We start from the raw sequence: 24,632 nt of genomic DNA on the forward strand, positions 1-24,632 counted from the left end.
GTCGTACGTAAGTTATTTGAGAATCATTCTCATTTGTATTGACGCGATTCAATGTCCATCGTACGATCCGTTTCACGCAACAAATGCCTGACCGCGGATCGCCATCTCATGCGCGCACCGAGTGGATCAAACTCGCCGCGCATTACATAAAAACAATTAGGAGTTCAATGAAAACGTACCGACCCAAAGCGAGCCGGTCGCGACGATTCGCGCTTTCGACTTCCGCCGTGCGTCTGACTTTAATGTCGATGCTGGCATGGAGTTCTTTTGCCGGTTCCGCCTATGCAGCCGCCAGTCCCGATGCCACGCCCGAAGCGCCCGAAGCCGATTTGAATATTCAGGCGCAGCCGGGTAATTTCTGGACCGGTTTCTGGACCCGACAGAACATGCTCGGCGATATGGGTGGCGTGCGTCCGTGGCTCGGTAAATACGGCGTATCGTTCTTATTGACGGAGACGAGTGAATATCTCGCCAACGTGCGCGGCGGATTGGGTCGCGGCGGCGCGTATGACGGCCTCACCACGGCAACCGTCAATGTCGATACACAAAAGGCATTCGGTTTGCCGGGCGGTACGTTCAATGTCAGCGCCTTGCAGATTCACGGCACCAATCTGAGCACGCGTTATCTCGGCACGCTGAACACGGCGAGCGGGATCGAAGCGGAAGGCACCACGCGCTTGTGGGAGTTGTGGTATCAGCAGTCGTTTCTGAACAAGCGTGTGGATGTAAAGATCGGACAACAAAGTATCGATCAGGAATTCATCACGAGCACGTACGCGGCCACCTTTATCAATACGATGTTCGGCTGGCCCGCGCTGCCATCGTACGACATGCCATCGGGCGGTCCGGCGTATCCGCTGTCGGCGCTCGGTGCGCGCGTGCGCGGACAGATCACGCCGAATCTCACGGCATTGGCCGGTGTGTTCGACGGCGATCCGCTCGGCAATAATCCCGACAATCTGCACGGCACGAACTTCAACACCCATAACGGCACGTTGTGGATCGGCGAACTGCAATACGCGATCAATCAGCCATCCGATGGCGAAATGGTCGGCATGAACAGCAACAAGCTGCCCGGCACCTACAAACTGGGCGTCTGGTACAACACCAATCGATTCGACGATCAGCGCTTCGACAACAGCGGTCTCTCGCAGGCCGATCAAAACACCACGGGCACCGCGCAATCGCATCACGGCAACTACAGCTTCTACGCCGTCGCCGATCAGATGATCTGGCGTCCCAATCCGGACGAAGCGCGCAGCATAGGCGTATTCACGCGTTTGATGGGCGCACCGGGCGACCGCAATCTCGTGAGCTTCGCGGCGAACTTCGGCGTGGTGATGAAGGCCCCGTTCAAGGGACGCGATAACGACAGCGCGGGTATTGCGGTGACGTATATCAAGGTCGGCAGCCATGTGCACGATCTCGATCTCGACAATCGCGCGATTCTTGCGAGTCCTTACGGCGTGCGCACGCAGGAAACCACGCTCGAAGCCACGTATGTCTATCAGGTCACGCCGTGGTGGACCATGCAGGCCGATGCGCAATACACCTTCAACGCAGGCGCGGGCCAGAATCCCAACGATCCCACGCAGCCCCTGCGCAACACGTTCGTGATCGGCGTGCGCGCCAATCTGACGTTCTGAGCAATCCTTACGATATAGAACAGCATGCAGATCATCACGAACTTTCATCGCTCCATGCGGCAATTGTCGGTCGCGCTGATTGCGGGCATCGCAACATGCGCGGTGGCGCATGCCGAACCGCAGGGCTTTCTCGAAACGCTCAAGCGCAATATCACGCTCGTCAATACCGTGCCGGATAACGGCGATCAAAACCCGTACGCGCTGGTGGTCGCGCCGGTGACATCCGGCACGATCAAGAAGGGCGATGTGCTGATCGACAACTTCAATAACGCGGCGAATTTGCAGGGCACGGGCAGCACCATCGTCAACTATCACCCGGATACGAAGGAACTGACGCTGTTCGCGCAGATTCCGCGTGATCTGAAGGAATGTCCGGGCGGCGTGGGACTGTCCACGGCGATGACCATGCTCAAGACCGGCTGGGTGATCGTCGGCAGCACGCCGAGCAATGACGGCACCACGGGCACCAAGGGCGCGGGCTGTCTGGTCGTGCTGGACTCGAACGGCAAGATCGCGAAGGTGCTGTCGAGCCCGAATATCAACGATCCGTGGGGCAATATGGCCGTGCTCGATAACGGCGACAACGCGACCTTGTTCATCAGCATGGCGGGCTTCGGCGTGGGCAGCGCGGACGGCAATCCGCCCGTATTCAAGCAGGCCACGGTGCTGCGCATGGACCTCGATATTCCGTCGGGACAAGCGCCGGTCGTGAAGAAAGAAACCGTGGTTGCCAGCGGCTTCGGCGCACAGGCCGACAAGGGCGTGTTCCTGGTCGGTCCGACCGGTCTCGCGCTGTCGGGCGATCAAAAGCTGCTCTATATTTCCGATGCCATCGGCAACCGCATCAACGTGATCGAAGACCCGCTCACGCGCGATACGAGCGCGGGCGTGGGTCGCCAACTGACGGCGGATGGCCTGCTGCATCGGCCGCTCGCGATGGTCACCGCGCCCAACGGTCACTTGCTCGTGACCAATGCGCTGAATGGTCAGGTGATCGAAATAATTCCCGAGTCCGGCAAGCAACTCTATGCACGCTGGATCGATACCGACAAGGCGCAGTCGCCGCCGGGTAACGGCGATCTCTTCGGCATTGTCATGACGCCCGAAGGCGACGGCTTCTACTACGTGCAAGACGATGTGAACACACTCGTGATCGCCAAATAAGCGAGCCGGGCAGCAAGGTAAGCAAGCGAAGGACAGCATCATGAATGACGATAAAACCCATCCCCGCCGCCCTGGCCGACGCGGCTTTCTGAAAGCGGGCGCGGCGGCAGGCATTGCATCAACGGCAGGCGTGGCGCACGCCGCGCTGACGCGCACGCATACGGACGATCTCGCGCGGCAAACGGAGCCGTTCTACGGCGCGCATCAGGCGGGCATCGTTACGCCGCAGCAGAGCCATACGTATATGGCCGCGTTCGACGTGAAGACCGACAAGCGCGATGAACTCATCGCGCTGTTACGTGCGTGGACGCAAGCTGCCGCACGCATGGCGCGCGGCGATACGGCCGCTGCACTGAACACGCCCGATGACAAAGCCGCTGCCGATTCCGCCGATATCCTCGGCATCGGTGCGTCGGCGTTGACGATCACCTTCGGCTTCGGTCCGGGTCTGTTCAAAACGAGCGATGGTAAGGACCGCTTCGGAATCGCATCGAAACGTCCTGCTGCGCTGGTCGATCTGCCTCGCTTCAATGGCGATCAGTTGATCCCTGAAAAAACCGGCGGCGACATCATGATTCAGGCCTGCGCCAACGATGCGCAAGTCGCGTTTCACGCGGTCCGCCAGCTTGCACGCATGGGCACCAACGCGAACGTCACGACGATCCGTTGGGGACAAGCGGGCTTTCTCTCCGGACCGAAGGGACAGACGCCACGCAATCTGATGGGCTTCAAGGACGGCACCAACAATCCCGCGACCGCACAGCAGCCTTTGATGAACCAGTTCGTTTGGTCCAACGGCGCCGATGCACCGTGGATGAAAGGCGGCACCTATACGGTGGTACGCCGCATCCGCATCACGCTCGAACACTGGGACACGATGGAGCTGGGCTTTCAGGAACAAGTGTTCGGACGGCACAAATACAGCGGCGCGCCGATCGGCAAGAAAAACGAATTCGATGCCGTCGATCTCGACGCAGCGGACAAGGACGGCAATCCGACCATCGCCGAGAACTCGCACGTGCGGCTGTCGAATCATATGAGCAACAACGGTATGCAGATTCTGCGCCGCTCGTACTCCTATAACGATGGCACGAACTTCTATATCGAACGCTGGCCGCCGTGGCGCCAAGAAACTGAGTACGACGCGGGGCTGATCTTTATCGCGCACCAGTCGGACCCGCGCACGGGCTTTATTCCGATCAACGTGAAGCTCGCCAAGTTCGACATGATGAACCAGTTCACCACGCACGTCGGCAGCGCTATTTTTGCGGTGCCGCCGGGTGCGAAGGAAGGTTCGTATATCGGCGCTGAGTTGTTCGAAGCCTAAAAGAAAACTTCAAGAGGAAACGCTTCATGGCCTATTCACGCTTCGCCGCATTGCGGCAGATTTCGCAAGTGGTGATGTTGTCGCTGTCGGTTGCAGTGAGCGCGCATGCTGCATCGATCACGGTGTATAACGCGCAGCACGAGCAGGTGATGAACCTGCTCGCGAAAGACTTCGAGTCGCAGACGGGCGTTTCCGTGCGCATTCGCAACGGTGAAGGTCCGGCGCTTGCGGCTCAACTCGTCGCGGAAGGCGCGAACTCGCCTGCCGACGTGTACTTCACCGAGAACTCGCCCGAGCTGATGCTGCTCGAAGAGAAAGGTCTCCTGAATAAAGTCGATACCGCCACGCTTCAGATCATCCCCGCTCGATTCAATTCGCCGTCGGGACAATGGGTCGGCGTGACCGCACGTGAAAGCGTGCTCGCCTACAACACGAGCAAGATTCAGCCTTCGCAATTGCCGCCCTCCCTGTTCGATCTCGCCAAACCCGAGTGGAAAGGCCGAGTCGGTATCGCGCCGAGCGATGCGGATTTTCTGCCGCTCGTCAGCGCCGTGCTCGCATTGAAGGGACAAGAGCAAACGCTGCAATGGCTCAAGGGCCTCAAAACCAACGCGCAAATTTTCGATGACGACGAAGGCGTGGTTGCAGCCGTGAATCGCGGTGGCGTGGTGACGGGCATCATCAACAACTATTACTGGGCGCGCCTGCACGCGGAACTCGGCGATAAAGCTACCCGCAGCGCGATTTATCACTACGGCAAGGGCGATGTCGGCGGTCTCGTCAACGTATCGGGCGCGGCGATTCTGAAGAGCGCGCACAACACCGATGGCGCGCAACAGTTCCTCAAGTATCTCGTGAGCGAACGCGCGCAGGCGTTGATGGCCAAGAGCCGCATCAGCTACGAATATCCGCTGCATGCAGGCGTGGAAGCCGATCCCTTGCTCAAGCCCTTCAACGAATTGCAGCCGCCCACGCTGAGCCTCGAACAACTCGGCGACGATAGTCAGGCGGGCAAGCTGCTGCGTCAGGCGGGCCTTATCTGATCCGATGAGCGAAGTGATCGAACAAGGCGAAGCGCCTGCTGTGGCCGATGCGAACGTGGTGCGTGTGAAGAAGCGCGCGCCGCGTGCGTTGACGGCGGGCGCGGCCGTGAGCGCGCTGCTCGTGCTTGCGCCGCTGTTGTTCACGCTGTATCGCGCGGGCGCGTCGGGTATCGACGACGCGATCGAGTTGCTGTATCGGCCGCTCGTCGGTGAGTTGCTCGTCAATACGCTGCTGATTACCGTCAGCGCCACGATTGCGTCCGCGATCATCGGCACGGCGGCGGCGTGGTTTATCGAACGCACGCATTTGCCGGGACGGCGCTGCTTCGCCATGCTCTGCGCTGCGCCGCTTGCGATGCCCGCGTTCGTTTCGAGTTACGCGTGGGTATCGATCAGTCTGGATTTGCAGGACTTCGCAGGCGCGCTGCTGGTTATTACGTTGTCCTACTTTCCTCTGGTTTATCTTCCTGTTGCAGCAGCGTTGCGTGGCATGGACCCGGCGCTCGAGGAAAGCGCGCGTTCGCTCGGATGCGGACGGCGTGCCGTGTTCACGCGCGTCGTGCTGCCGCAATTGAAGCCTGCGTTGTACGGCGGCATGCTGCTCGTTGCGCTCGGCGTGATGTCGGAATTCGGCGCGTTTCAAATGCTGCGTTATCGCACCTTCACGACCGAGATTTACGCGGAATATCGTACGAGTTTCGATAACGGCGGGGCGTCGCTGGTGGCGTGCGTGTTGTTGCTGATGTGTCTCGTCGTGCTGGCGCTGGAGTTTCGTTTGCGTGGACGCGCACGCTATGAACGTGTCGATCGCGGTGCGCGTCGGGCGGCGCTGCGTTACGCGTTGGGCGCGTGGAAATGGCCTGTTGTCGCGGGTTATGTGGCGCTGGCGATCGTTACGCTCGGCGTGCCCATCGGCATGATCGGCTTCTGGCTCACGCAGGAAGGCGCGGCTGCGGTTACGCCCGCTGAAGTATCGCCACAACTTTTATTCGATGCGACCCTGTCGTCGGTCGGCTTCGGTCTGCTTGCTGCGATCGTCACCGTATTGCTCGCGTTTCCACTGGCGTTGCTGCTCGTGCGCTATCCGGGCCGCATCGCCACGATGATGGAACGCAGCGTGTTTCTCGCGCAGGGCGTGCCGGGACTCGTGATTGCGCTGGCGATCGTCTCGCTTGCAGTGCGTGCATTGCAGCCGCTGTATCAAGGGCTGACGCTGCTGATCGTCGCCTACGCGATTCTGTTTTTACCGCTCGCACTCGTCAGTGTCCGAGCTGCGTTGATGCAGGCGCAACCCCGTCTCGAAGACACCGCACGTTCACTCGGACTCGACGCCACGCGCACCTTTTTCCGCGTCATGCTTCCGCTCGCCGGCCCAGGCTTCGGCGCGGCGGCAGCGCTCGTGTTTATCTCCGTCGTCACCGAACTCAACGCCACCTTGCTGCTCGCGCCGCTCGACACGCACACGCTCGCCACGCAAGTCTGGTCCGATACTTCGACGCTCGCCTTCGCCGCCGCCGCGCCCTACGCGGCCCTGCTCACGGCGATTTCCTTCTGCGCATCCGGCTTGCTGTTCGTGCTGCTCGGCCGCTCCGCTTTACACGACACCACCGCATCATGAGCGATCTCCGCGTACAAGGTCTGCGCAAATCTTTCGATGAACATGCGGTGCTGCATGGCGTCGATCTCGCGGTATCGCGCGGGATGTTGTTTGCGTTGCTTGGGCCATCGGGTAGCGGAAAAACCACGCTTTTGCGCATGCTGTGCGGCTTCGAACGTGCGGACGCGGGAACGATCGATATCGACGGAAAGCGTGTCGAAGGTCCGGGATTGCATGTGCCTTCGGAGCATCGGCGGATCGGGTATGTGCCGCAGGAAGGCGCGTTGTTTCCGCATTTATCGGTGGCGGAGAATATCGTGTTCGGTTTGCCGCGTGCGCAGCGCCGCGCGCAGCATCGTGTGGCGGAGTTGCTTGAACTCGTAGGATTGCCAAGCGATTACGCGAAGCGCGCGCCGCAGCAGCTTTCCGGTGGTCAGCAACAACGCGTGGCACTGGCACGGGCGCTTGCGCCCTCACCCGGACTTGTTCTGCTGGACGAACCTTTCTCTTCGCTCGATGCCGCCTTGCGCATAGAAACCCGTCACGCCGTTGCACAAGCGCTTGCCGAAACCGGCACGACCGCGATCCTCGTCACGCACGATCAGGCCGAAGCGCTTTCGCTGGGCCAGCAAGTCGCCGTGCTATGGAAAGGAAAGCTCGTACAAAACGCGCCCGCACGCGAGATTTATCGACAGCCTGCCACGCGTGCGCTCGCTGAATTCGTCGGCGATGCGGTACTGTTACCCGCTGTCGTGGAAGGACGTCATGCGACGTGCGCGCTCGGCAATTTGCCCTTGCTCATGCCGATAGAAAATGGCCCCGCCGATGTCATGATTCGCCCCGAGCAAATCCGCCTCAATGCGCAAAATGCGCAGGGATGTGAAGCACGCGTGATCGATGTCATATTCAACGGCAAAGACGCATCGATTAAATTGCGTATGAAGGACCGGATCATCAGCGCGTGCGTGCAGGGTCATCGCGCACCGCGCATCGACGAGAAAATATCGTTGACGGTCGAAGGCGAAGTCATGGCTTACTCGAAACACGAGCGCGCCAGCTAAGCATCTCCTAAGCAAGCATCGACTACATTCACGGTTCATTGTGAAGGAGGTCGAATGGAGCAGCGAAACGCAACGCTTGCGAAGGTGCCAGAAGTCACCCTCGCGTTCTGGGTCATCAAGATCGCGGCCACCACGCTTGGCGAAACCGGCGGCGATGCCCTCTCCATGTCGATGAAGCTCGGCTATCTCGTGAGCACCTTCATCTTCGCGATCATCTTCTTTATCGCGGTGACGGCGCAGATTCGCGCAAAGCATTTTCATCCCGCGCTCTACTGGATCACCATCATCGCGACCACCACGGTCGGCACCACGCTTGCTGACTTTGCAGACCGCTCGCTCGGCATCGGCTATGCGGGCGGCAGTTCGATGCTGCTCGCGCTGCTCTTGATATCGCTTGCCGTGTGGTACTTCACGATGGGATCGGTATCGGTCACGACGGTGTCATCGCCGAAAGCGGAGCTGTTCTACTGGGTGACGATCATGTTCTCGCAAACGCTCGGCACCGCACTCGGCGACTGGACCGCCGACAGCGCGGGCTTCGGTTATACGGGCGCGGCGCTGATCTTCGGCGGCTTGCTGTTACTGCTGACCGTTTTGTATTACTGGACGAGCGTCTCGCGTACCGTGCTGTTCTGGAGCGCGTTCATTCTGACGCGTCCGTTGGGCGCGGTCGTCGGTGACTTTCTCGACAAGCCGGTTGCAAATGGCGGCCTGAATCTCAGCCGATACGGCGCGTCGCTGGCGCTGGTGGCGTTTATCGGCGCGTGCATGATCGTGTTCAAGCAGCGGCCTGCGAAAGCGAATCATTGAAAGGCAGAGAATGAGCGAAGCGAATGGAACGGGCGCACAATACCCGCGTTCACGTCCACTCATTTCTCGTCATGAACTCACCGACTCCGAATCACGCGCTGCATATCTGGCTGATCCGCCACGGCGAAACCGAATGGAGCAAGTCGGGCCAGCATACCGGCACGACGGATATCGCACTGACCGAAGCGGGCCGCGAGCAAGCGTCCGCGCTCGAACCGCTGCTCGCGAAGGAGCATTTCGATCTCGTGTTGACGAGTCCGTTGTTGCGCGCGCAAGAGACCTGCAAGCTGGCCGGACTCGGCGATAAGGCGACCATCGAACCCGATCTGCACGAATGGAACTACGGCATCTACGAAGGCCTTAAAACCGCCGATATCCGCAAGGAAACGCCGGATTGGTCCGTGTGGTCATCGCCGATGCCGGAAGGCGAAGTCGCCGCCGATGTCGGCCAGCGCGCGCAACGTCTGATCGACAAACTGCTCGCTGCCGATGCCACGCAGATCGCGCTGTTTTCGCACGCGCATTTCCTCCGAACCTTCGCCGCGCAATGGGCCACCGGCGCGCCCGCAATGGGCGAGCATCTCGCGCTCGATACCGCTTCCGTCAGCGTGCTCGGCTTCGATCGCGAGGCGCGTGTGATCCGCAAGTGGAATTTTCAGCCTTGAGACGCGTTGGAAGTGGCTTTCAATTCCGCGAGATGACGCTGCTTCACGCCGAGATCATCCCAATGCGATGGATGACACGTCAGCACCAGTATCTGATGACGTTTCGCCGCTTCCAGCAAAGCGCGTTTGATGCCTTCGCGGCGCGCGTCATCGGTATGAACGACGGCGTCATCGAACAGCAGCAGCGTGGGACGGCCGGCAGCCTGAAGCAAATCCGCATACGCCAAACGTGCGAGTATGCCGAGTTGTTCCTGCGTGCCGAAGCTGAGCATGTCGAGCGTTTCGGGCTGATCGGCGCGCACCAAAGCGGCGGGCGTGAGGCCATCGTCCACGGACAATTCGCCTGACGGAAACACCCGCTTCAAATAATGGTCGATGCGTTGCGTCAGCGGCGCGCGCAAGGTCGCGACAGCGGTATCGCGCTCCTCGATCATCACCGTTTCGAGCAATTGCAACGCGTCCGCTCTCAACCGCAATTGCCGATGCCGATTGTCCAGTTGCTCGATAGCTGCATCCGCCAGCGCCAGCTTTTCACCGATGCCCGACGCGCCGAGCGCTTCGAGCCTGCTGCGCAATTGCGTGAGACGGTTCCATCGCTCGGATTGTTCGTGACGCTGGATCTCGGCTGATTTCGCGTAGCGCTTCGCTTCCGCAGCCGGATCGTCGAGTTGTGCGGCCTCGATCTTGCGGCTGCATGCTTCGAGTTCGTGCACGTAGCCCTTCAGCAGCGCATCTTTCTCCACCAGCTTCGACTGTCGCGCCTGGCGATCGTCCACGAAGCGAGGATCATTCAGGCGTGCTTCATTCATCGCGAGACGGTCGCGAATGACTTGCTCATCGGCCTGCGCTTTAGCCTTCTTTTCTGATGCAATGACTTGCGCGGCACGTGCGCTTTCGAGTTGTACGCGGGTGGCATCGGATGCGCTTTTGGCTTCGGTCAAAGGCAACGCGCCGGTTGTATCGGGCAACTTCGCCAGGCGCGCTTCAGTCGATGCAAAACGCTCCTTCGCAGCAACGAGTTCATCGCGCAACGCGTCGATGCCCTTGGGCGCATGAAGCTCCAGCGTGCGCGCGTGATTCGCTTTATCGGCGCTCAACGATTGCCAACGCTCAAAGCGCGCATTCCCTTCATTCAAACTCGCCACATTCAGTTCGATCAGCAGACGCGCACGCTCCGCGTCGAGCGTACGCAATTCATCGAGCAACGCGGACAGACTCGTCTCGCCCGGCTTGATGATGAGTTCGCCCAGACCCGGCAAAATCAGCGTTTTCTCGCTTTCGAGGCGCAGTTCGCCATTGCCTTCGAGCGTGGCGCCATCGACAGAAATCGCGCTGGTCAGTCGATATTCGATTCGCGTCAGCGCCGCATCTTTTCGCGCCTGCATAGGCATGATTTTTTCGACGACGACACGCAGACGCTTGAGCTTGTTCACATCGATTTCGGCTTGCGCGGCCTGAGCGGTCAACGCGTGCATTTCAGCGCCTGACGCTTCGGCTTTGGCGAGCGTGTCTTCGAGACGCGCAATGTCCGCACGCGAGAGATTGGCCTGATCCGCAAGATCGCGAGCACTGACAGCAACGTTCGCAAGATCGAGCGCCGCGTGCGCATCGTCATGATGTTTCTGCGCTTCGGCGGCAGCGCCAATCGCGCGCTGATGCACATCCGATACTTCGCCCAAAGCCGCTTGCGTCGTCACAAGTAGCTTACGATCATCCGCCACAGCGTTTTCAATATCCGACGCCGCCTTTTCCTGCTGCACGAGCAAAGCCTGCTCCGCGTTGGCAAAATCGATCTTCTGCCTGATCGATTCACGCACGCGTTCCAACGCGACAAATGCTTCGGCTTCCTTTTTATATTTCTCTGCCTTGACTTCGAGCTCTTCCCACGGCTTTTTGCGCTTCGCATCGTCATATTCGGCTTGCAGCGTGGCAAGCTGATTGATGCTTTCATCGAACTGATCTTTTTGATGGCTCAGTTCGTTGCGTTGTTCACGCAACGCCGCAAGTTCGGTTTCCGCTTGCGCCAGCGCGCCCGTGCTCCGCGATGTCTTCGTCAGCAGCTTGTTGCGCTCGCCCTGCACGCTGCGGATCAGCGCATCTTCACCGCCGGATGCCTCGCCGCCCGACAGTTGCGTGAGGGCATCGCGGATATAGCCGAGCGCATGCGCGCCGGAATCGCGCACCTTGTCCGTCTGACCCTGACGCACCCACAGCAAGCCCGGAATGCCCGCATGTTCCGGCTTGCTCGCGCCACGCTCGCTGCGCGAAAAGCCCAGCAATTCAGCGAGTTTTTCTTCGGCTTCGTCTTCCGCAAACACGTGCTGGCCGATACGCAACTCGCAACGGCTCTTGCGCACGAATGACTTCTTCAGCGCATACGCCACGCCGCCCACATTGAACTTCACTTCGACCGTTGGCTGTCCGTCCGGCCGATGCGTCGGCACGATCGCGCTCAGCGTCGAAACCTTGTAGCGTTCGAGAAACACGGTGCGAATGGCTTCGGCAATCGTGCTCTTGCCCGCCTCGTTCGGCCCCGCGATGATATTCAGCCCCGGCTCGAAGCCATCGATCGTCAATCGGTCCGCGAGCTTGCGAAAGTCCTGAATGGTGATGCTTTCGAGGATCATGCCGCCCCCTTGTCATGTTGATCGCGCTGAAAACCCGCCAGCAATAAAAGCGCATTCGATGCCGCCGCCGCTTGCGTTTCGTCCGCCTGCAAAGCACGCAAGCGCGCAACGACATTGGCGAGATAACCGCTGCGTGCGCCCAGCGCGGCGAGGTCTTCTTCGGTCGGCAATACCTTGAGTTCCGTCGTCGATGAACGCAGCGCACGCACACGCGCGCGCGCTTCTTCTATCGCCACGTGAATGGCTTGCGCATCGGCGAGTGCGGCGCTGCCGGTGATGCGCACGCGCAGCACGTCGGTTTCATCGAGTTGCAGAAGCTGCTGGCGCAGCACGTCGATATCGCTCGAAAAGCGGATCTCGTGCTGCAGGTCGCGCCACTGATATTTGCCGATACGAACGCGCTCGACCGAAGGCAACGCACCCGGTGTATCGATACGCACATCGAGCACATAACCCGGCTCGTTCGCGCGAAAACGGTCTTGCTCAGGCGTGCCCGAATACCAGATACGCGGATTCACTTCATACACGCCATGCCAGTCGCCGAGCGCGAGATAGTCGAGGCGCGCGGTCTCGGCACGCGTCGGCGCAATCGGATTCGCGGAGTCGATGCCTTCCTGAAGAATGCCGCTCACGCTCCCATGCGCCACGCCAATGCGAAAGTGTCCCGCAGGCGTTTCGATATGGTCGAAGAAGGTGGTGGTGTCGTCGTAGGTATTGCGTTGCGTGAGCGGCGCGTGCAGCAGCGAAAGCGAAAGCTCATCGAGCGTGCCGACGCCCGGCGTCAGCAACAGACGCACGTTATCGGGCACGCAGCCAAGACGCATGGCGCGCGTCCAGACGCTTTCTGCGAGCGCGGCATCGTGATTGCCGGGCAGCATGAACCACGGCCCCGCGAAGCCGTTGAGCGCCGCGAACAGCTTGCGAATGACCGTGTCCGAAACGGTCTGCTGATCGAACACATCGCCCGCGACGAGCACGGCATCGACTTGACGTTCCGTGGCCAGCAATGCAATACGTCTTACCGTTTCATAACGCGCTTCCGTGAGATGCGCGGCCTCTTCCGCCGTGAACTGGCCGAACTGCGTGCCAATCTGCCAGTCCGCCGTGTGCAGGAATCTCATCGTGTAACCGTCCGTCGTTCTTTTGTTCAATGTACCAACGCGAAAGCGCCGATTTTATCGGAGCCGTTCACTTCAGCATTCGAAAAGGACACGTTGCATACCTTTGATGTCGTGATGATGCAATCGGCATGATGCTGCTTTACCATGTCATTGCCATCATTCAGGACGCACGTCGCCACACGATGAAACCCGAAACGATCTGGCTCGAAGACTCTTACGGCTGCAACGGCTGGGCCGGAGAAATGGCCGAGCGCATTGCGCGCTTCGACTGGACGGATACCTCGCTGGGTCCCATGCCGCAGTGGTCGAAAAGCCTGCGCGCCGCCGTGCAATTGCTGCTCGCTTCGCCCGTTCCTATCGTCATGTTATGGGGCCGCCCCGGCACGATGATCTACAACGACGCGTACTCGCTGTTCGCGGGCGGACGGCATCCGTTTCTGCTCGGCAAGCCGGTCGAAGACGGCTGGCCGGAGATCGCGGATTTCAATCGCAATGTGGTCGATACATGTCTGGCCGGCGGCACGCTGTCGTATTCGGATTTGCGCCTCACGCTTCACCGCAGCGGACAGCCCGAAGATGTCTGGATGGACCTGCATTACAGTCCGGTCGCGGAAGATGACGGACGGCCTGCGGGTGTGATCGCGGTCGTGTTCGAGACGACGGCCAAGGTGCTGGCGGAAGAGAAGCTGCACAAGCTCACGCAAACGCTCGAAGAACGTGTGGCCATTGCGGTCACGGCGCGTGTCGAAGCGGAAGAGCGCTTCAGACAAGTGCAAAAGCTCGAAGCTATCGGCAATCTGACGGGCGGCGTTGCGCATGACTTCAACAACGTTCTGCAAATCATTTCCGCCAATCTTCAGCTCATCGAACTAAAAACCAAGGACGATCCGGAACAATTGCGACGTCTGCGCGCAGTCGGTGAAGCGGTGACGCGCGGCGGCAAGCTTGCCTCGCAAATGCTCGCGTTCGCGCGACGCCAGCCGCTCAGTCCTGCGGTCGTGCGTCCGGCGAAGCTCGTCACGGATATGTGCGAGTTTCTGCAACGCGCGCTGCCTGAATCGGTCGAGTTGAAAACTACCGTATCCAGCGATGTCTGGAACCTGTTCGTCGATCGCAATCAACTGGAAAACGCGCTGCTGAATCTCGTCATCAATTCGCGCGATGCGATCGAAGGCGGCGGCCATATCAGGCTCGATGTGAGCAATGCCGTGATCGGCGATCAAGTGGCGGGCGCGCTCGCGCTGCCCGCTGGCGAATATGTGAAGCTCGCCGTCACCGACGATGGCGCGGGCATGCCGGAAAGCGTGAAGGCGCGCATGTTCGAACCGTTCTATTCGACCAAGGCCGAGGGCGCGGGCACGGGTCTGGGCCTGAGCATGGTCTATGGCTTCGTCACGCAAAGCGCGGGCTGCGTCGATGTGACGACGGCGATAGGCAAAGGCACTACCGTGGCGCTGTATTTCCCGCGCTGTTTGCAGTGTGAAACTGCCGGGGTGCAAAGCGCGCCGCCACGTGCATCGAAAGGTGGCGAAGTCGTGCTCGTCGTCGAAGACGATGCCGATGTGCGGCTCGCGGCCATCGATATGATCGCGCAGCTCGGCTACAAAGTGCTGTCTGCGCAGGACGCGGACGCCGCGCTCGATGTGCTGCGCAAGCATCCGCACATCGACTTGCTGTTCACCGATGTGGTCATGCCCGGCACCATTCGCGCGAACGAACTGGCGCGGATTGCGAGCACGCCGCCATATCGCGCGAGCGTGGTGTTCGCATCGGGCTATACGAGCGACATCATCTTTCATGAGGGGAGGCTCGACGAAGGTGTCGTACTCCTGAAGAAACCGTACAGCTTCGACGACCTCGCGCGCACCATTCGTCACGCGCTCGACACACGCCGATGAAACCGCACGCGCGTGCGCATTCAATCCGTTGAAATCGGCGGTAAACAGGCCTTTTTCCGCTGTTTCGATTCGGCGCGCGCCGGCTATGATGAACCCATCTCCTCGAACGCTCTCCGCCCCCAAGGATGAGCGCTCTTACGGCGTCGCACGGATCTCCTCTCGTGCGGCGCCTTTTCTTTTTGTGCGCCGTTTTTCCCTTTGCAAGAACCGTTTGCACGGTCATGCGCCATCACGCAATACAATATCCGCACAGCACATCGATCACACCACTCAAGGAACCTGTCCATGACTCAAAGCGCATCGAAATCGCTCGCCGGCAAGACGGCTCTCGTTACCGGTTCGACCAGCGGCATCGGACTCGGCATTGCCACGGCGCTGGCGCAGGCAGGCGCGAATCTCGTGCTGAACGGCTTCGGCGATGTGAACGGCGCAATCGCGCAGATCGAAGCGATCGGCGTGAAGGCCGTGCACCACAATGCGGACATGACCAAGCCTGCCGAAATCGAAGCGATGATCGGCTTCGCGAAACAGACCTTCGGCTCGCTCGATATTCTCGTCAACAACGCGGGCATTCAGCATGTGGCGACCATCGACGAATTCCCCGTCGATAAGTGGGATGCCATCATCGCAATCAATCTGAGTTCGGCGTTCCACACCATGCGCGTGGCGCTGCCCGGCATGCGCGAGCGCGGCTGGGGACGCATCATCAATATCGCGTCGGTGCACGGGCTGGTCGGGTCGGCGGGCAAGTCGGCTTATGTGGCGGCGAAGCACGGCATTCTGGGCCTGACCAAGGTGGCCGCACTCGAAAACGCGCGCACCGGCGTAACCGTCAACGCAATCTGTCCTGGCTTCGTGCATACGCCGCTGGTGCAGAAACAGATCGACGCCATCGCCGAACGTGATTCACTCAGCGACGACGACGCGCGCGCCAAATTGCTCGGCGAAAAGCAGCCGTCGGCGCAGTTCGTGACCACGCAACAGATCGGTGATCTCGCCGTGTTCCTCTGTTCCGATGCAGCCAGCGAAATGCGTGGCGCGGAGCTGAAGATCGACGGTGGATGGAGCGCTCAGTAAGCGTGTTCGAGCCGCGCGCGGAATGGCGCGCGGCTTGGTAGTATCGACAGATCTCTTGTCAGAAAACCCGGAGCAAATAACCCATGACCGCTGAAAATAACCGCGCCGAAGAAGCGCGCGCAATGGAACGCATTGTCAATGCAACGCGGCACGTGCAGGCCGCGTTCTTGTCGCTGCAAAAGCAGTTCGCGCCGGAAGGCGATGGCCGTCCGTCGCAAATCGCGCTGGAAACTTTCGATGCCGCGCTTCAGGAACTCGAAGACGCACAAGCCGCATTCGACACCATGCTCAACGATCTCTTCGACGGGAATCGTTAAGCGTTCTTCAACTCCATCGCAGCTTCGGTCGCCGGCGGCGGCCCGATCAGCGCCGCGTCTCCTTCCGGCTGATTCAGCCCCGACCAGCGCACGCCATCGTTCGTCTGGCGACGCGCCGCCGCGACGCCCGCATCGATCAGTTCCTTGAACGATATCGCCGCCGAACTCGTGCGCACCAGCACTTCGCCCTGCAACTCGCTTTCGGCCAGCACGAGACCGACGATCAGTTCCGCGCCCGGCGCACGTTGATGCAAACGGCGCAGCAGATTACGCAGATACGGCGGCGACTCGGCGGCATCGAATGAGACGACGCAGATGATCGTCACGCCGGTCAGATCCACTTCGCCGAAGCGGCCGCGCGAAAAGCGCTCGTAATGCGCCAGATCCGCGAACAGGCCGTGTTTGCGGAACAACTGCACGGCGATGGTCGCGGCAAGATCGTCCAGTTCGCTGCGGCCCGCGATGCACAGGACCGAAGCCGTGTGCCCTTCCGTCGCGGCATCGAAACGGGCGGGTGGCGATTCGGGCAGCAGGCGGCTCGCCTCTTCCGGCGACTCGAAACTCGCGGGCAAGTCCTCCTTGCGCATGACGGGCACGTCGACATCGTCCGTGTCTTCCAGCCCTTCGATGATGTCCAGCGCCGACTCATTGATGCGCTTCATCTGGTCCGCCGTCACCACGCCGCGCAACACGTCGTTGTGCGCGAGGCGCAAGCCTTCGAGCGCGACTTCATCGTAATAGGCGATCAGCGAGCGTTCCTTCAGCAACGATTCGGCTTGCACCAGCGCTTCGTCGGGATCGTTGGCGAGCAGGCGCTGATAGAAATTCTCGGCGGGTGTCAGCGCAGGTCGATCGCCGAACAGCACATCGAGAAATTCGAGTCGATCGACGTGTCGCCCGAGAATCACGAGGCAAAGCGTGAGCGGCGTCGATAAGACGAGACCAATCGGCCCCCAGATCCAGCTCCAGAAAATCGCCGCGACGATCACCGCGAACGGCGACAACCCCGTGCTATGCCCGTACAACAGCGGCTCGACCACCTGCCCGGCGATGATATCCGTCGCAGCAAACAGCACGATGGTCCAGATGAACATGCTCCAGCCCGGACCGACCGCCGCTGCGAACACGACCGCCACGAGCGCAGCGATCCACGTCCCGACGTAAGGCACGAAACGCAGTAGCGCGGTCATCACGCCAAACAGCAACGCGCCCGGCACGCCGATAATCGCCAGCCCGATCGAAATGACGATACCCACGCCCATATTGATGCCGAGCTGCGCCAGAAAATAGCGCGACAGACGGCGCGCGGCCTCGTCCATCGCCGTGGTGGCGCGATGCAGATCGCGCGAGCCGAACAGGCGGATCAGCCGATCGCGTAAATCTTCGCGTTGCAGCAGGATGAAAACCGCGACCACGAGCACGATGCCCGTCGTTTCCAGCGGACTAATGACGGGCGATAAAAACCGCTGCGCCAGTTCCAGCGGCGACGGCGACGGCTCATGCACTTCCACGGGCATCGGCTGATCGATGGGCGACGCGGCCGGATTGTTCTCGTCCTTGCGCGGTTCCTGCTCGCGCGCGGGCGACAGCCGCTTGAGCGCGGTCGATGCGCGGCCCATGTATTCATCGGCGCGGCCCACGGTCATGCGCTGCACGGTATCGATTTTTCGTTCGATCGCCACCTGATACTTCGGCAGATCGCCCGCAAGCTGCGCGACCTGAGCGCCGATCAACGCGCCCACGGCGGTCAGCACGGACAGCGCCACCACCACCGCCACGATCACCGACGGCACTTGGCCGAGCTTGAAGCGCCGCAATAAATCGACGAAAGGCGCGAGCAGAAAGCTCAGCAAAATAGCGAGGATGATCGGAATCATCACTGCGCGCCCGAAATACAGCGAGCAAATCACGATCACGCCCGTAACGAGCGATGCCAGCGCGCGCGTTCCCGGCGCTTCGGGCGGCAAAATCTTCGCGGGAGGACGGCGTGGCACGGGGGCTTGCGGCATGGAATCGGCTCGCTTGAAACGCTTGAGGGAAAGCGCGGGAAACACGCGTGTAGGTTCGATGATCCCACGGCGCGCCTGGCTAGCTTTTGTCTTCCAAGCAAATCATGTGCCGTTGTTTTCTCGTCTATCGCGCTGATCGAAACAATCAGTTGGATGCGCAGGCATGGCGCATGCGAATTTCTTCGTCATCGAACCAACAAGAGATAAGACGAGACCATTATGGGAGTCGATTCACCCTGTATCAAAGTGTGCGAGTTCGATAAGAAGACCGGCTTGTGCATCGCCTGTCTGCGTACGAAAGACGAATGCAAGCAGTGGAAAAAGCTGAAGGACAAGCAGCGTCTGCGCATTATCGACGAGCGGCCGAAGCGGAAAGCGCAGCTTAAAAAGCATAAGTAGCGAGACAAATGCTGGACTGGTCGGCGGTAGGGATATGGCTCGCTCCGTGTCGCGCAGGTCTAGACTGAATTGGTAAGTCGGCCTGAAATGGGAGGTTGTGGTGAACAAATCAGCGTTGATCTTTGCTTCATGCGTAGTGGTGTCTCCGGCGGCTTTCGCGCAGTTGCACCCCAGCCCGGAAACCGATATGTACGCGCCGCAAAACAACACGCAGCTTCAGCCGAACGCGCCGCTCGGCAGTCAGTACCCGACGCACGGCAACGCGCAGGCGGGCGAACTCAATCTGAATCCGAGCGATCCGCGCGCGCAACTCGTCAACGGTTTGCCGAACAACGCGAACAGTGGCGGCTACGGCTCGCCGCTAGCGGGCAATAAGTCGAACGTGCCGCAGCCGCAGAATTAGCCACCGTTCTCGCAACGAGAACAGTGATTTGAATTTCGCAGCTATTCTGCTTCGCAACGCATGATCCCATACTGATCGACAGAAGCCGGGACGTCTCCCGGCTCACGTCAACGGGATCACGCCATGAAGCTTTATCACCATCCGCTGTCCGGTCATGCGCATCGCGCGCGGCTGTTCCTGAATCTGCTCGGCGTCGAGCATGAAGCGATCGAAGTCGATCTGGCCGCCGCTGCGCACAAGTCGCCGGAATTTCTGAAGATGAATTGCTTCGGGCAGATTCCCGTGCTCGTCGATGGCGATCACGTCATTTCCGATTCCAACGCGATTCTCGTCTATCTTTCCAAAAAGACCGGTTCGACCGACTGGCTGCCCGAAGGCGCGCTCGAAGCCGCTGCCGTGCAGCGCTGGCTTTCGGTCGCGGCAGGACAAATCGCTTTTGGTCCGGCGGCCGCGCGTCTGGTCACCGTGTTCGGCAACAAGTTCGATGCAAACGAAGTGATCGCCCGCGCGCACGCCGTGCTCGGCGTCATCGATGCGGAATTGCAGCATCGCGAGTGGATCGCGGATATCGGCGCGAAGCATCCGACCATCGCGGATATCGCTTTGTACAGCTACATTTCGAGCGCGCCGGAAGGCAATGTCGATATGTCCGGTTATCGTCATGTGAATGCGTGGCTGCGTCGCGTGGAAGCGTTGCCGCGTTTCGTCGCGTTCACGAAGACCAAAATAGGCCTCGCCGCCTGAAGGACGTCGAGCATGTCCAGCGTGTCTGAAATCGTGCGTTCGCCGTGGCATCGCGGCGAGATCGCCATGCAGAAGACGGCGGGCGCAGCCGAGCGCATGAGCGAAATGGGCAAGCGCGTGGTGCGCGATCATATGCCGGATCAGCATCGGCAATTTTTCGCGCAACTGCCGTTCATGGTCGCGGGTTCCGTCGATAAAAACGGCGATCCGTGGGCCACGCTGCTCGCGGGCCCTCCCGGCTTTATGCACACGCCCGACGCGACCACGCTGGACATTCGGCACGCCCACGATCCGCTCGATCCCGCCGACGCCGGTCTGCACGACGGCGCATCGGTCGGACTGCTGGGGATCGAGCTGCATACGCGGCGGCGCAATCGCATGAACGGCGTGATTCATCGTGACGATGCGCGCGGCTTGAGCGTGGCTGTCGAGCAGAGTTACGGCAATTGCCCGCAATACATTCAGTTGCGCGATTTCGAATTCGTGCGCGAACCTTCGGAGGCTTCTTTAGCGACGCCTTTGACGATGGACACGCTTTCGCCGCGCGCGAAAGAAATGATTCAACGCGCGGACACGTTCTTCGTTGCGACGTATTTCGATCGTGAAGACGGGCATCGGCAAGTGGATGTATCGCATCGCGGCGGGCGTTCCGGATTTGTTCGGATAGCTGATGATGGCACGTTCACCATTCCCGATTTCGCGGGCAATTTGTTCTTTAATACGCTCGGCAATATTCTCGTCAACGGGCGCGCGGGCTTGCTGTTTCCCGACTTCGAAACGGGCGATATGCTTCAGCTTACGGGCGTTGCCGAAGTACTGACCGATTCACCGGAAACCCCTGCATTTCAAGGTGCGGAACGTTTGTGGCGCTTCAAGGCGCGGCGTATCGTGTTGAGAGAAAACACGCTGCCTTTGCGATGGACTTTCCGGCGCGAAGGCTGGTCGCCCAATTCGCTGATGACGGGCGATTGGCAACAGGTCGCGGAGCGTCTGAAAGCGGCCGCGCTGGCGAACGCGTGGCGCGAATTCCGCGTGAGCAAGATCGTCGATGAAAGCGATGTGATCCGCTCTTTCCATCTCGAACCGATGGACGACGCGGGCATCGTGCCGCACGCGGCAGGCCAGCATTTGCCGATACGCGTCACGCTGCCGGGCTCAGAAAAGCCGCTGGTGCGCACGTACACGATATCCGTCGCGCCTTCGGATGGCGCGTATCGCATCAGCGTGAAGCGTGAGGGACGCGTGTCGTCGTATCTGCACGATAGCGTGCATGTCGGCGATGTGATCGAAGCACGCGCCCCCGCAGGCGACTTTACGATCGATGCGTTGGAACGCCGTCCTGCGGTGCTGCTCGCCGCAGGCGTCGGCATCACGCCTATGTTGGCGATGCTGCGGCATATCGTGTTCGAAGGCTTGCGCAAGCGGCGCGTGCGGCAGACGTGGTTGATCGTATCGGCCCGGACGCTTTCGAATCGCGCGTTCACGCAGGAGATCGATGAAATCGTCGCGCGTGCGGGCGGCGCCGTGCATGTGATTCGCGTGCTCAGCGATCCATACGGCGCGGTATTCAAGCAGGATTACGAAGTATCTGGTCGCATCGATATGGATTTGTTGACGAGCTTTCTGCCGTTCAACGATTACGACTTTTATCTGTGCGGTCCGGGCGCGTTCATGCAGTCGATTTACGATGGCTTGCGCGCGTTGAATATCGCAGATGCGCGGGTGCATGCGGAAGCGTTTGGGCCTGCTTCTTTGGTGCGTACACTTGATCGCGGCGTGGAAGCGAAGCCTTTGGTTCCTGCTGCGACTGAGGCTGTGGTGAGCTTTGTTAAGTCGAAGAAAGATGTGCAGTGGAAGCCAAAAAACGGCACCTTGCTCGAGCTTGCCGAAGCGAATGGTATCGATGCGGAATTCAATTGCCGGGGCGGGACGTGTGGAACGTGTCGAACGCGGATCGTGCAGGGGAAAGTGTCGTATGCGAGTGAGCCGGCGTTTCGTGTGGGCGAGGATGAGGCGTTGATTTGTTGTGCGGTGCCGGCAGCATCGGAGGATGGATCGCAGGCATTGAAGCTGGCGCTTTGATCGATGCATGCGAGAATGCACGGCATCGCATCCACCGTGCAACTCGCGCATCTCCACATGGACCGCTTCCAGGCAATGACGACCTTCGTCACCGTGGTCGAAACGGGCGGCTTCGCATCCGCCGCGCGCAAGCTCGATGTCTCGCCGTCCGTGGTCAGCCGCGTCGTGACCGAGTTGGAAGAATGGCTCGGCGTGCGGCTGCTCACGCGCACTACGCGCGTCGTGCGTCTTACCGAAGCAGGCAGCGGCTATTTCGAGGACTGCCGGCGCATTCTCGGTGAAATCGATCATGCGGAAAACGCCGCCACCGGCATGCACGCATCGCCGCGCGGCGTGCTGTCGATCACCGCGCCGACCATGTTCGGGCGCTTGCATGTCACGCCGATCGTGCTCGATTATCTGCGCCGTTATCCCGATGCCGATGCCAACTGCTGGTTCGTCGATCGCGTGGTGAATCTGGTCGAAGAAGGTATCGATATAGCCGTGCGGATCGCGCCGCTGCCGGATTCGTCATTGCAGGCGATCTCCGTCGGTCACGTCCGGCGCGTGCTCTGCGCGTCGCCCGCGTATCTGGCGGCGCACGGCACGCCCGCGCATCCTGATGATCTCGCGGAACATACGATCATCACCTCCACCGGCTCTTCCGCGCCGACCGAATGGCGCATGCGCGAAGGCGAACGCGATATCGTCGTGCGTACGCAGCCGCGTTTGACCACCACCACGAACGATTCGGCTATCGCCGCCGCGCTGAGCGATTTCGGCATCGCGCGGCTGCTGTCGTATCAGATCGCGGAATATGTGCGCGATGGACGGCTCGTGATCGTGCTGGAAGAGTTCACCGCGACGCCCGTGCCCGTTCATCTCGTGCATCGCGAAGGGCGTCATGTCACGCAAAAAGTACGCGCGTTTCTCGATATGGCAGTCGCCACCTTACGCGCCGATCCATCTTTGAACTGACGTTGCGCACATCGCGCTAAACAGATTCGCTTTGCGCAATTGTGACGAAAGCGCGAATGAATCGAACGGGCGTTAGCGCATCACCCGTGCAAAATGGCCGCAAACCATGCAACATAGCTGTCTCGACCGATCGAACGATCGGCGCGTTTCAGCCTCTGTCGAACCTTCAACGGCTCACGCACCATGACCAACCCTACTTCTGCAAACCACGAGCGCGCGCTCGACATGATCATTTTCGGCGGCGGCGGTGACCTCGCCGCACGCAAGCTGCTGCCCGCGCTTTACATGGCGCACACGCACTGCAACCTTCCCGCCGATACGCGCATTCTCGCCATCGGCCGCAAAGACTGGTCGCGCGAAGATTATCTGAAGAACTTCATGGAAGAGCAGTCGCGCGCGTTTATCGATAAATCCGCGTTCGATGCCCAGTCGTGGGACAAATTCCTCGCGCTGTTCGATTACGTGCGGATCGACGTGGAAAATCCGTCGGACTTTCAGCGTCTCGCACAAGCCGTGCGCCCGGATTCGCAGCGCGTGTTTTACCTGTCCACATCGCCGGAACTGTTCACGACCATCTGCGATAACCTCGACTCCGCCGGCATTCTCGATTCGACTTCGCGCGTGGTGCTGGAGAAACCGCTCGGCCATGATCTCGCCTCCGCCGTCGCCATCAACGATGCAGTGGGCAAGCACTTCAAGGAAGAGCAGATTTATCGCATCGACCATTATCTGGGCAAGGAAACGGTCCAGAACCTGATGGTGCTGCGCTTCGGCAATGCCATTTTCGGGCCGCTGTGGCAGGCGCCGTATATCAAGAGCGTGCAGATCACGGTGTCGGAAACCGTGGGCGTGGGCAGCCGCGCGGGTTTCTACGATCACACCGGCGCGCTGCGCGATATGGTGCAGAACCATTTGCTGCAACTGCTGTGTATCGTCGCGATGGAACCGCCCGTTTCGCTCGATCCGGACGCCGTGCGCGATGAAAAGCTCAAGGTGCTCAAGTCGCTGCGCCCCATGACCGTCGCCGATGTCGCGCGCGATACGGTGCGCGGCCAGTACACGGCGGGCGCGGTGGGCGGCGAAGGCGTGAAGGGTTATCTGGAAGAAGCGAACGTGCCGGCGGACAGCCGCGCGGAAACCTTCGTGGCGATCCGCGCGCATATCAACAACTGGCGCTGGGCCAATGTGCCGTTCTTCCTGCGCACGGGCAAGCGCATGCAGAATCGCCGCTCGGAAATCGTGATCGACTTTGCCGATCTGCCGTTTTCCATCATTCCGGATGGGCCGCGTCATTACGGCAATCGCCTGACCATCACCTTGCAGCCGGAAGAATCCATCCAGTTGCAGATGATGGCGAAGGAACCCGGCAGCGGCATGCATATGCAGCCGGTCACGCTGAATCTGGACTTGCAGCAGGCCATGCAGCAGCGTCGCGCGGAAGCGTACGAGCGTCTTTTGATCGATGTGATTCGCGGCAGGCTCACGCACTTCATGCGTCGCGACGAGTTGGAAGCGGCGTGGACGTGGGTCGAGCCTATTTTGAACGGCTGGAAGGAACTGGGCGATCGGCCGCGCGGTTACACGGCGGGCACATTCGGGCCGGCGGCTTCGTCGGCGTTGATGGCAAGGGAGAATTTGGCCTGGGCGGAAGAGGCTTAAATCCCGCTCTCTTTCTATGCGATGCG

20 protein-coding genes are annotated in these 24,632 nt (G+C 60.4%); 17 read left to right on the forward strand and 3 right to left on the reverse strand.

What is annotated here, in order from left to right:
* Positions 1-167 precede the first annotated feature (167 nt).
* From P7F28_RS11325 to P7F28_RS11360, 8 genes are all read left to right on the forward strand, one after another.
* A complete protein-coding gene (locus P7F28_RS11325; protein ID WP_370467299.1) occupies positions 168-1,646 on the forward strand; it encodes a carbohydrate porin in 1,479 nt (492 codons plus the stop codon).
* A 54-nt stretch (positions 1,647-1,700) separates the two neighbouring features.
* Complete coding sequence (locus tag P7F28_RS11330) at positions 1,701-2,810, forward strand: hypothetical protein (RefSeq protein ID WP_277184648.1); 1,110 nt, start codon at positions 1,701-1,703, stop codon at positions 2,808-2,810.
* A gap of 40 nt (positions 2,811-2,850) precedes the next feature.
* Positions 2,851-4,137: an iron uptake transporter deferrochelatase/peroxidase subunit gene (gene efeB / locus P7F28_RS11335; RefSeq protein ID WP_277184577.1), complete on the forward strand. Its 1,287-nt coding sequence runs from the start codon at positions 2,851-2,853 to the stop codon at positions 4,135-4,137.
* 26 nt (positions 4,138-4,163) lie between these two features.
* Positions 4,164-5,180 (forward strand): iron ABC transporter substrate-binding protein, encoded by a 1,017-nt coding sequence (locus P7F28_RS11340; RefSeq protein ID WP_277184578.1) that lies wholly within the window; start codon positions 4,164-4,166, stop codon positions 5,178-5,180.
* 4 nt (positions 5,181-5,184) lie between these two features.
* Positions 5,185-6,798, forward strand: coding sequence for an iron ABC transporter permease (locus P7F28_RS11345; protein WP_277184579.1), 1,614 nt, complete (start codon positions 5,185-5,187; stop codon positions 6,796-6,798).
* A complete protein-coding gene (locus tag P7F28_RS11350) occupies positions 6,795-7,838 on the forward strand; it encodes an ABC transporter ATP-binding protein (RefSeq protein ID WP_277184580.1) in 1,044 nt (347 codons plus the stop codon). Before P7F28_RS11345 ends, P7F28_RS11350 begins: the two co-directional genes overlap by 4 nt.
* Before the next feature lie 54 nt (positions 7,839-7,892).
* Positions 7,893-8,648: a hypothetical protein gene (locus P7F28_RS11355; protein WP_277184581.1), complete on the forward strand. Its 756-nt coding sequence runs from the start codon at positions 7,893-7,895 to the stop codon at positions 8,646-8,648.
* Positions 8,649-8,719: 71 nt separating this feature from the next.
* Positions 8,720-9,313, forward strand: coding sequence for a histidine phosphatase family protein (locus P7F28_RS11360; RefSeq protein ID WP_277184582.1), 594 nt, complete (start codon positions 8,720-8,722; stop codon positions 9,311-9,313).
* Here the strand turns inward: P7F28_RS11360 and P7F28_RS11365 are convergent.
* Both P7F28_RS11365 and P7F28_RS11370 read right to left on the reverse strand, forming a co-directional pair.
* On the reverse strand, positions 9,304-11,940 hold the full coding sequence (locus tag P7F28_RS11365; protein ID WP_277184583.1) for an AAA family ATPase: 2,637 nt from the start codon (positions 11,938-11,940) through the stop codon (positions 9,304-9,306). The genes P7F28_RS11360 and P7F28_RS11365 overlap by 10 nt on opposite strands.
* Entirely contained in the window at positions 11,937-13,061 is a 1,125-nt protein-coding gene (locus P7F28_RS11370) for a DNA repair exonuclease (RefSeq protein ID WP_277184584.1), read from the reverse strand. The genes P7F28_RS11365 and P7F28_RS11370 overlap by 4 nt, the downstream gene beginning before the upstream one ends.
* Before the next feature lie 242 nt (positions 13,062-13,303).
* On the opposite strand from P7F28_RS11370, the gene P7F28_RS11375 reads away from it, so the two are divergent.
* From P7F28_RS11375 to P7F28_RS11385, 3 genes are all read left to right on the forward strand, one after another.
* Positions 13,304-14,959: an ATP-binding protein gene (locus P7F28_RS11375; protein WP_370467300.1), complete on the forward strand. Its 1,656-nt coding sequence runs from the start codon at positions 13,304-13,306 to the stop codon at positions 14,957-14,959.
* 285 nt (positions 14,960-15,244) lie between these two features.
* Positions 15,245-16,036 carry a 3-hydroxybutyrate dehydrogenase gene (locus P7F28_RS11380; RefSeq protein ID WP_277184585.1) on the forward strand — a complete coding sequence of 264 codons (792 nt, stop codon included), beginning with the start codon at positions 15,245-15,247 and terminating at the stop codon, positions 16,034-16,036.
* A gap of 83 nt (positions 16,037-16,119) precedes the next feature.
* The gene (locus P7F28_RS11385) at positions 16,120-16,353 is read left to right on the forward strand and encodes a hypothetical protein (RefSeq protein WP_277184586.1); all 234 of its coding nucleotides are present in this window, start codon (positions 16,120-16,122) and stop codon (positions 16,351-16,353) included.
* Here P7F28_RS11385 and P7F28_RS11390 read toward each other — a convergent pair.
* Entirely contained in the window at positions 16,350-18,362 is a 2,013-nt protein-coding gene (locus tag P7F28_RS11390) for an AI-2E family transporter (protein WP_277184587.1), read from the reverse strand. The two genes, P7F28_RS11385 and P7F28_RS11390, sit on opposite strands and share 4 nt — an antisense overlap.
* 219 nt (positions 18,363-18,581) lie before the next feature.
* Between P7F28_RS11390 and P7F28_RS11395 the strand changes: the two genes are divergently transcribed.
* From P7F28_RS11395 to zwf, 6 genes are all read left to right on the forward strand, one after another.
* Complete coding sequence (locus tag P7F28_RS11395) at positions 18,582-18,761, forward strand: DUF1289 domain-containing protein (protein WP_277184588.1); 180 nt, start codon at positions 18,582-18,584, stop codon at positions 18,759-18,761.
* A gap of 187 nt (positions 18,762-18,948) precedes the next feature.
* Positions 18,949-19,164, forward strand: a complete 216-nt coding sequence (locus P7F28_RS11400) for a hypothetical protein (RefSeq protein WP_277184589.1) — start codon at positions 18,949-18,951, stop codon at positions 19,162-19,164.
* A gap of 123 nt (positions 19,165-19,287) precedes the next feature.
* Positions 19,288-19,908 (forward strand): glutathione S-transferase family protein, encoded by a 621-nt coding sequence (locus tag P7F28_RS11405; protein ID WP_277184590.1) that lies wholly within the window; start codon positions 19,288-19,290, stop codon positions 19,906-19,908.
* 12 nt (positions 19,909-19,920) lie between these two features.
* The gene (locus P7F28_RS11410; RefSeq protein WP_277184591.1) at positions 19,921-21,990 is read left to right on the forward strand and encodes a pyridoxamine 5'-phosphate oxidase family protein; all 2,070 of its coding nucleotides are present in this window, start codon (positions 19,921-19,923) and stop codon (positions 21,988-21,990) included.
* A 57-nt stretch (positions 21,991-22,047) separates the two neighbouring features.
* Positions 22,048-22,947: a LysR family transcriptional regulator gene (locus P7F28_RS11415; protein WP_277184650.1), complete on the forward strand. Its 900-nt coding sequence runs from the start codon at positions 22,048-22,050 to the stop codon at positions 22,945-22,947.
* A gap of 183 nt (positions 22,948-23,130) precedes the next feature.
* Positions 23,131-24,606: a glucose-6-phosphate dehydrogenase gene (gene zwf, locus P7F28_RS11420; protein ID WP_277184592.1), complete on the forward strand. Its 1,476-nt coding sequence runs from the start codon at positions 23,131-23,133 to the stop codon at positions 24,604-24,606.
* The last annotated feature ends 26 nt before the right edge of the window (positions 24,607-24,632 follow it).

The sequence above is a fragment of the Caballeronia sp. BR00000012568055 genome, from assembly GCF_029439455.1.
Classification (GTDB): Bacteria; Pseudomonadota; Gammaproteobacteria; order Burkholderiales; family Burkholderiaceae; genus Caballeronia.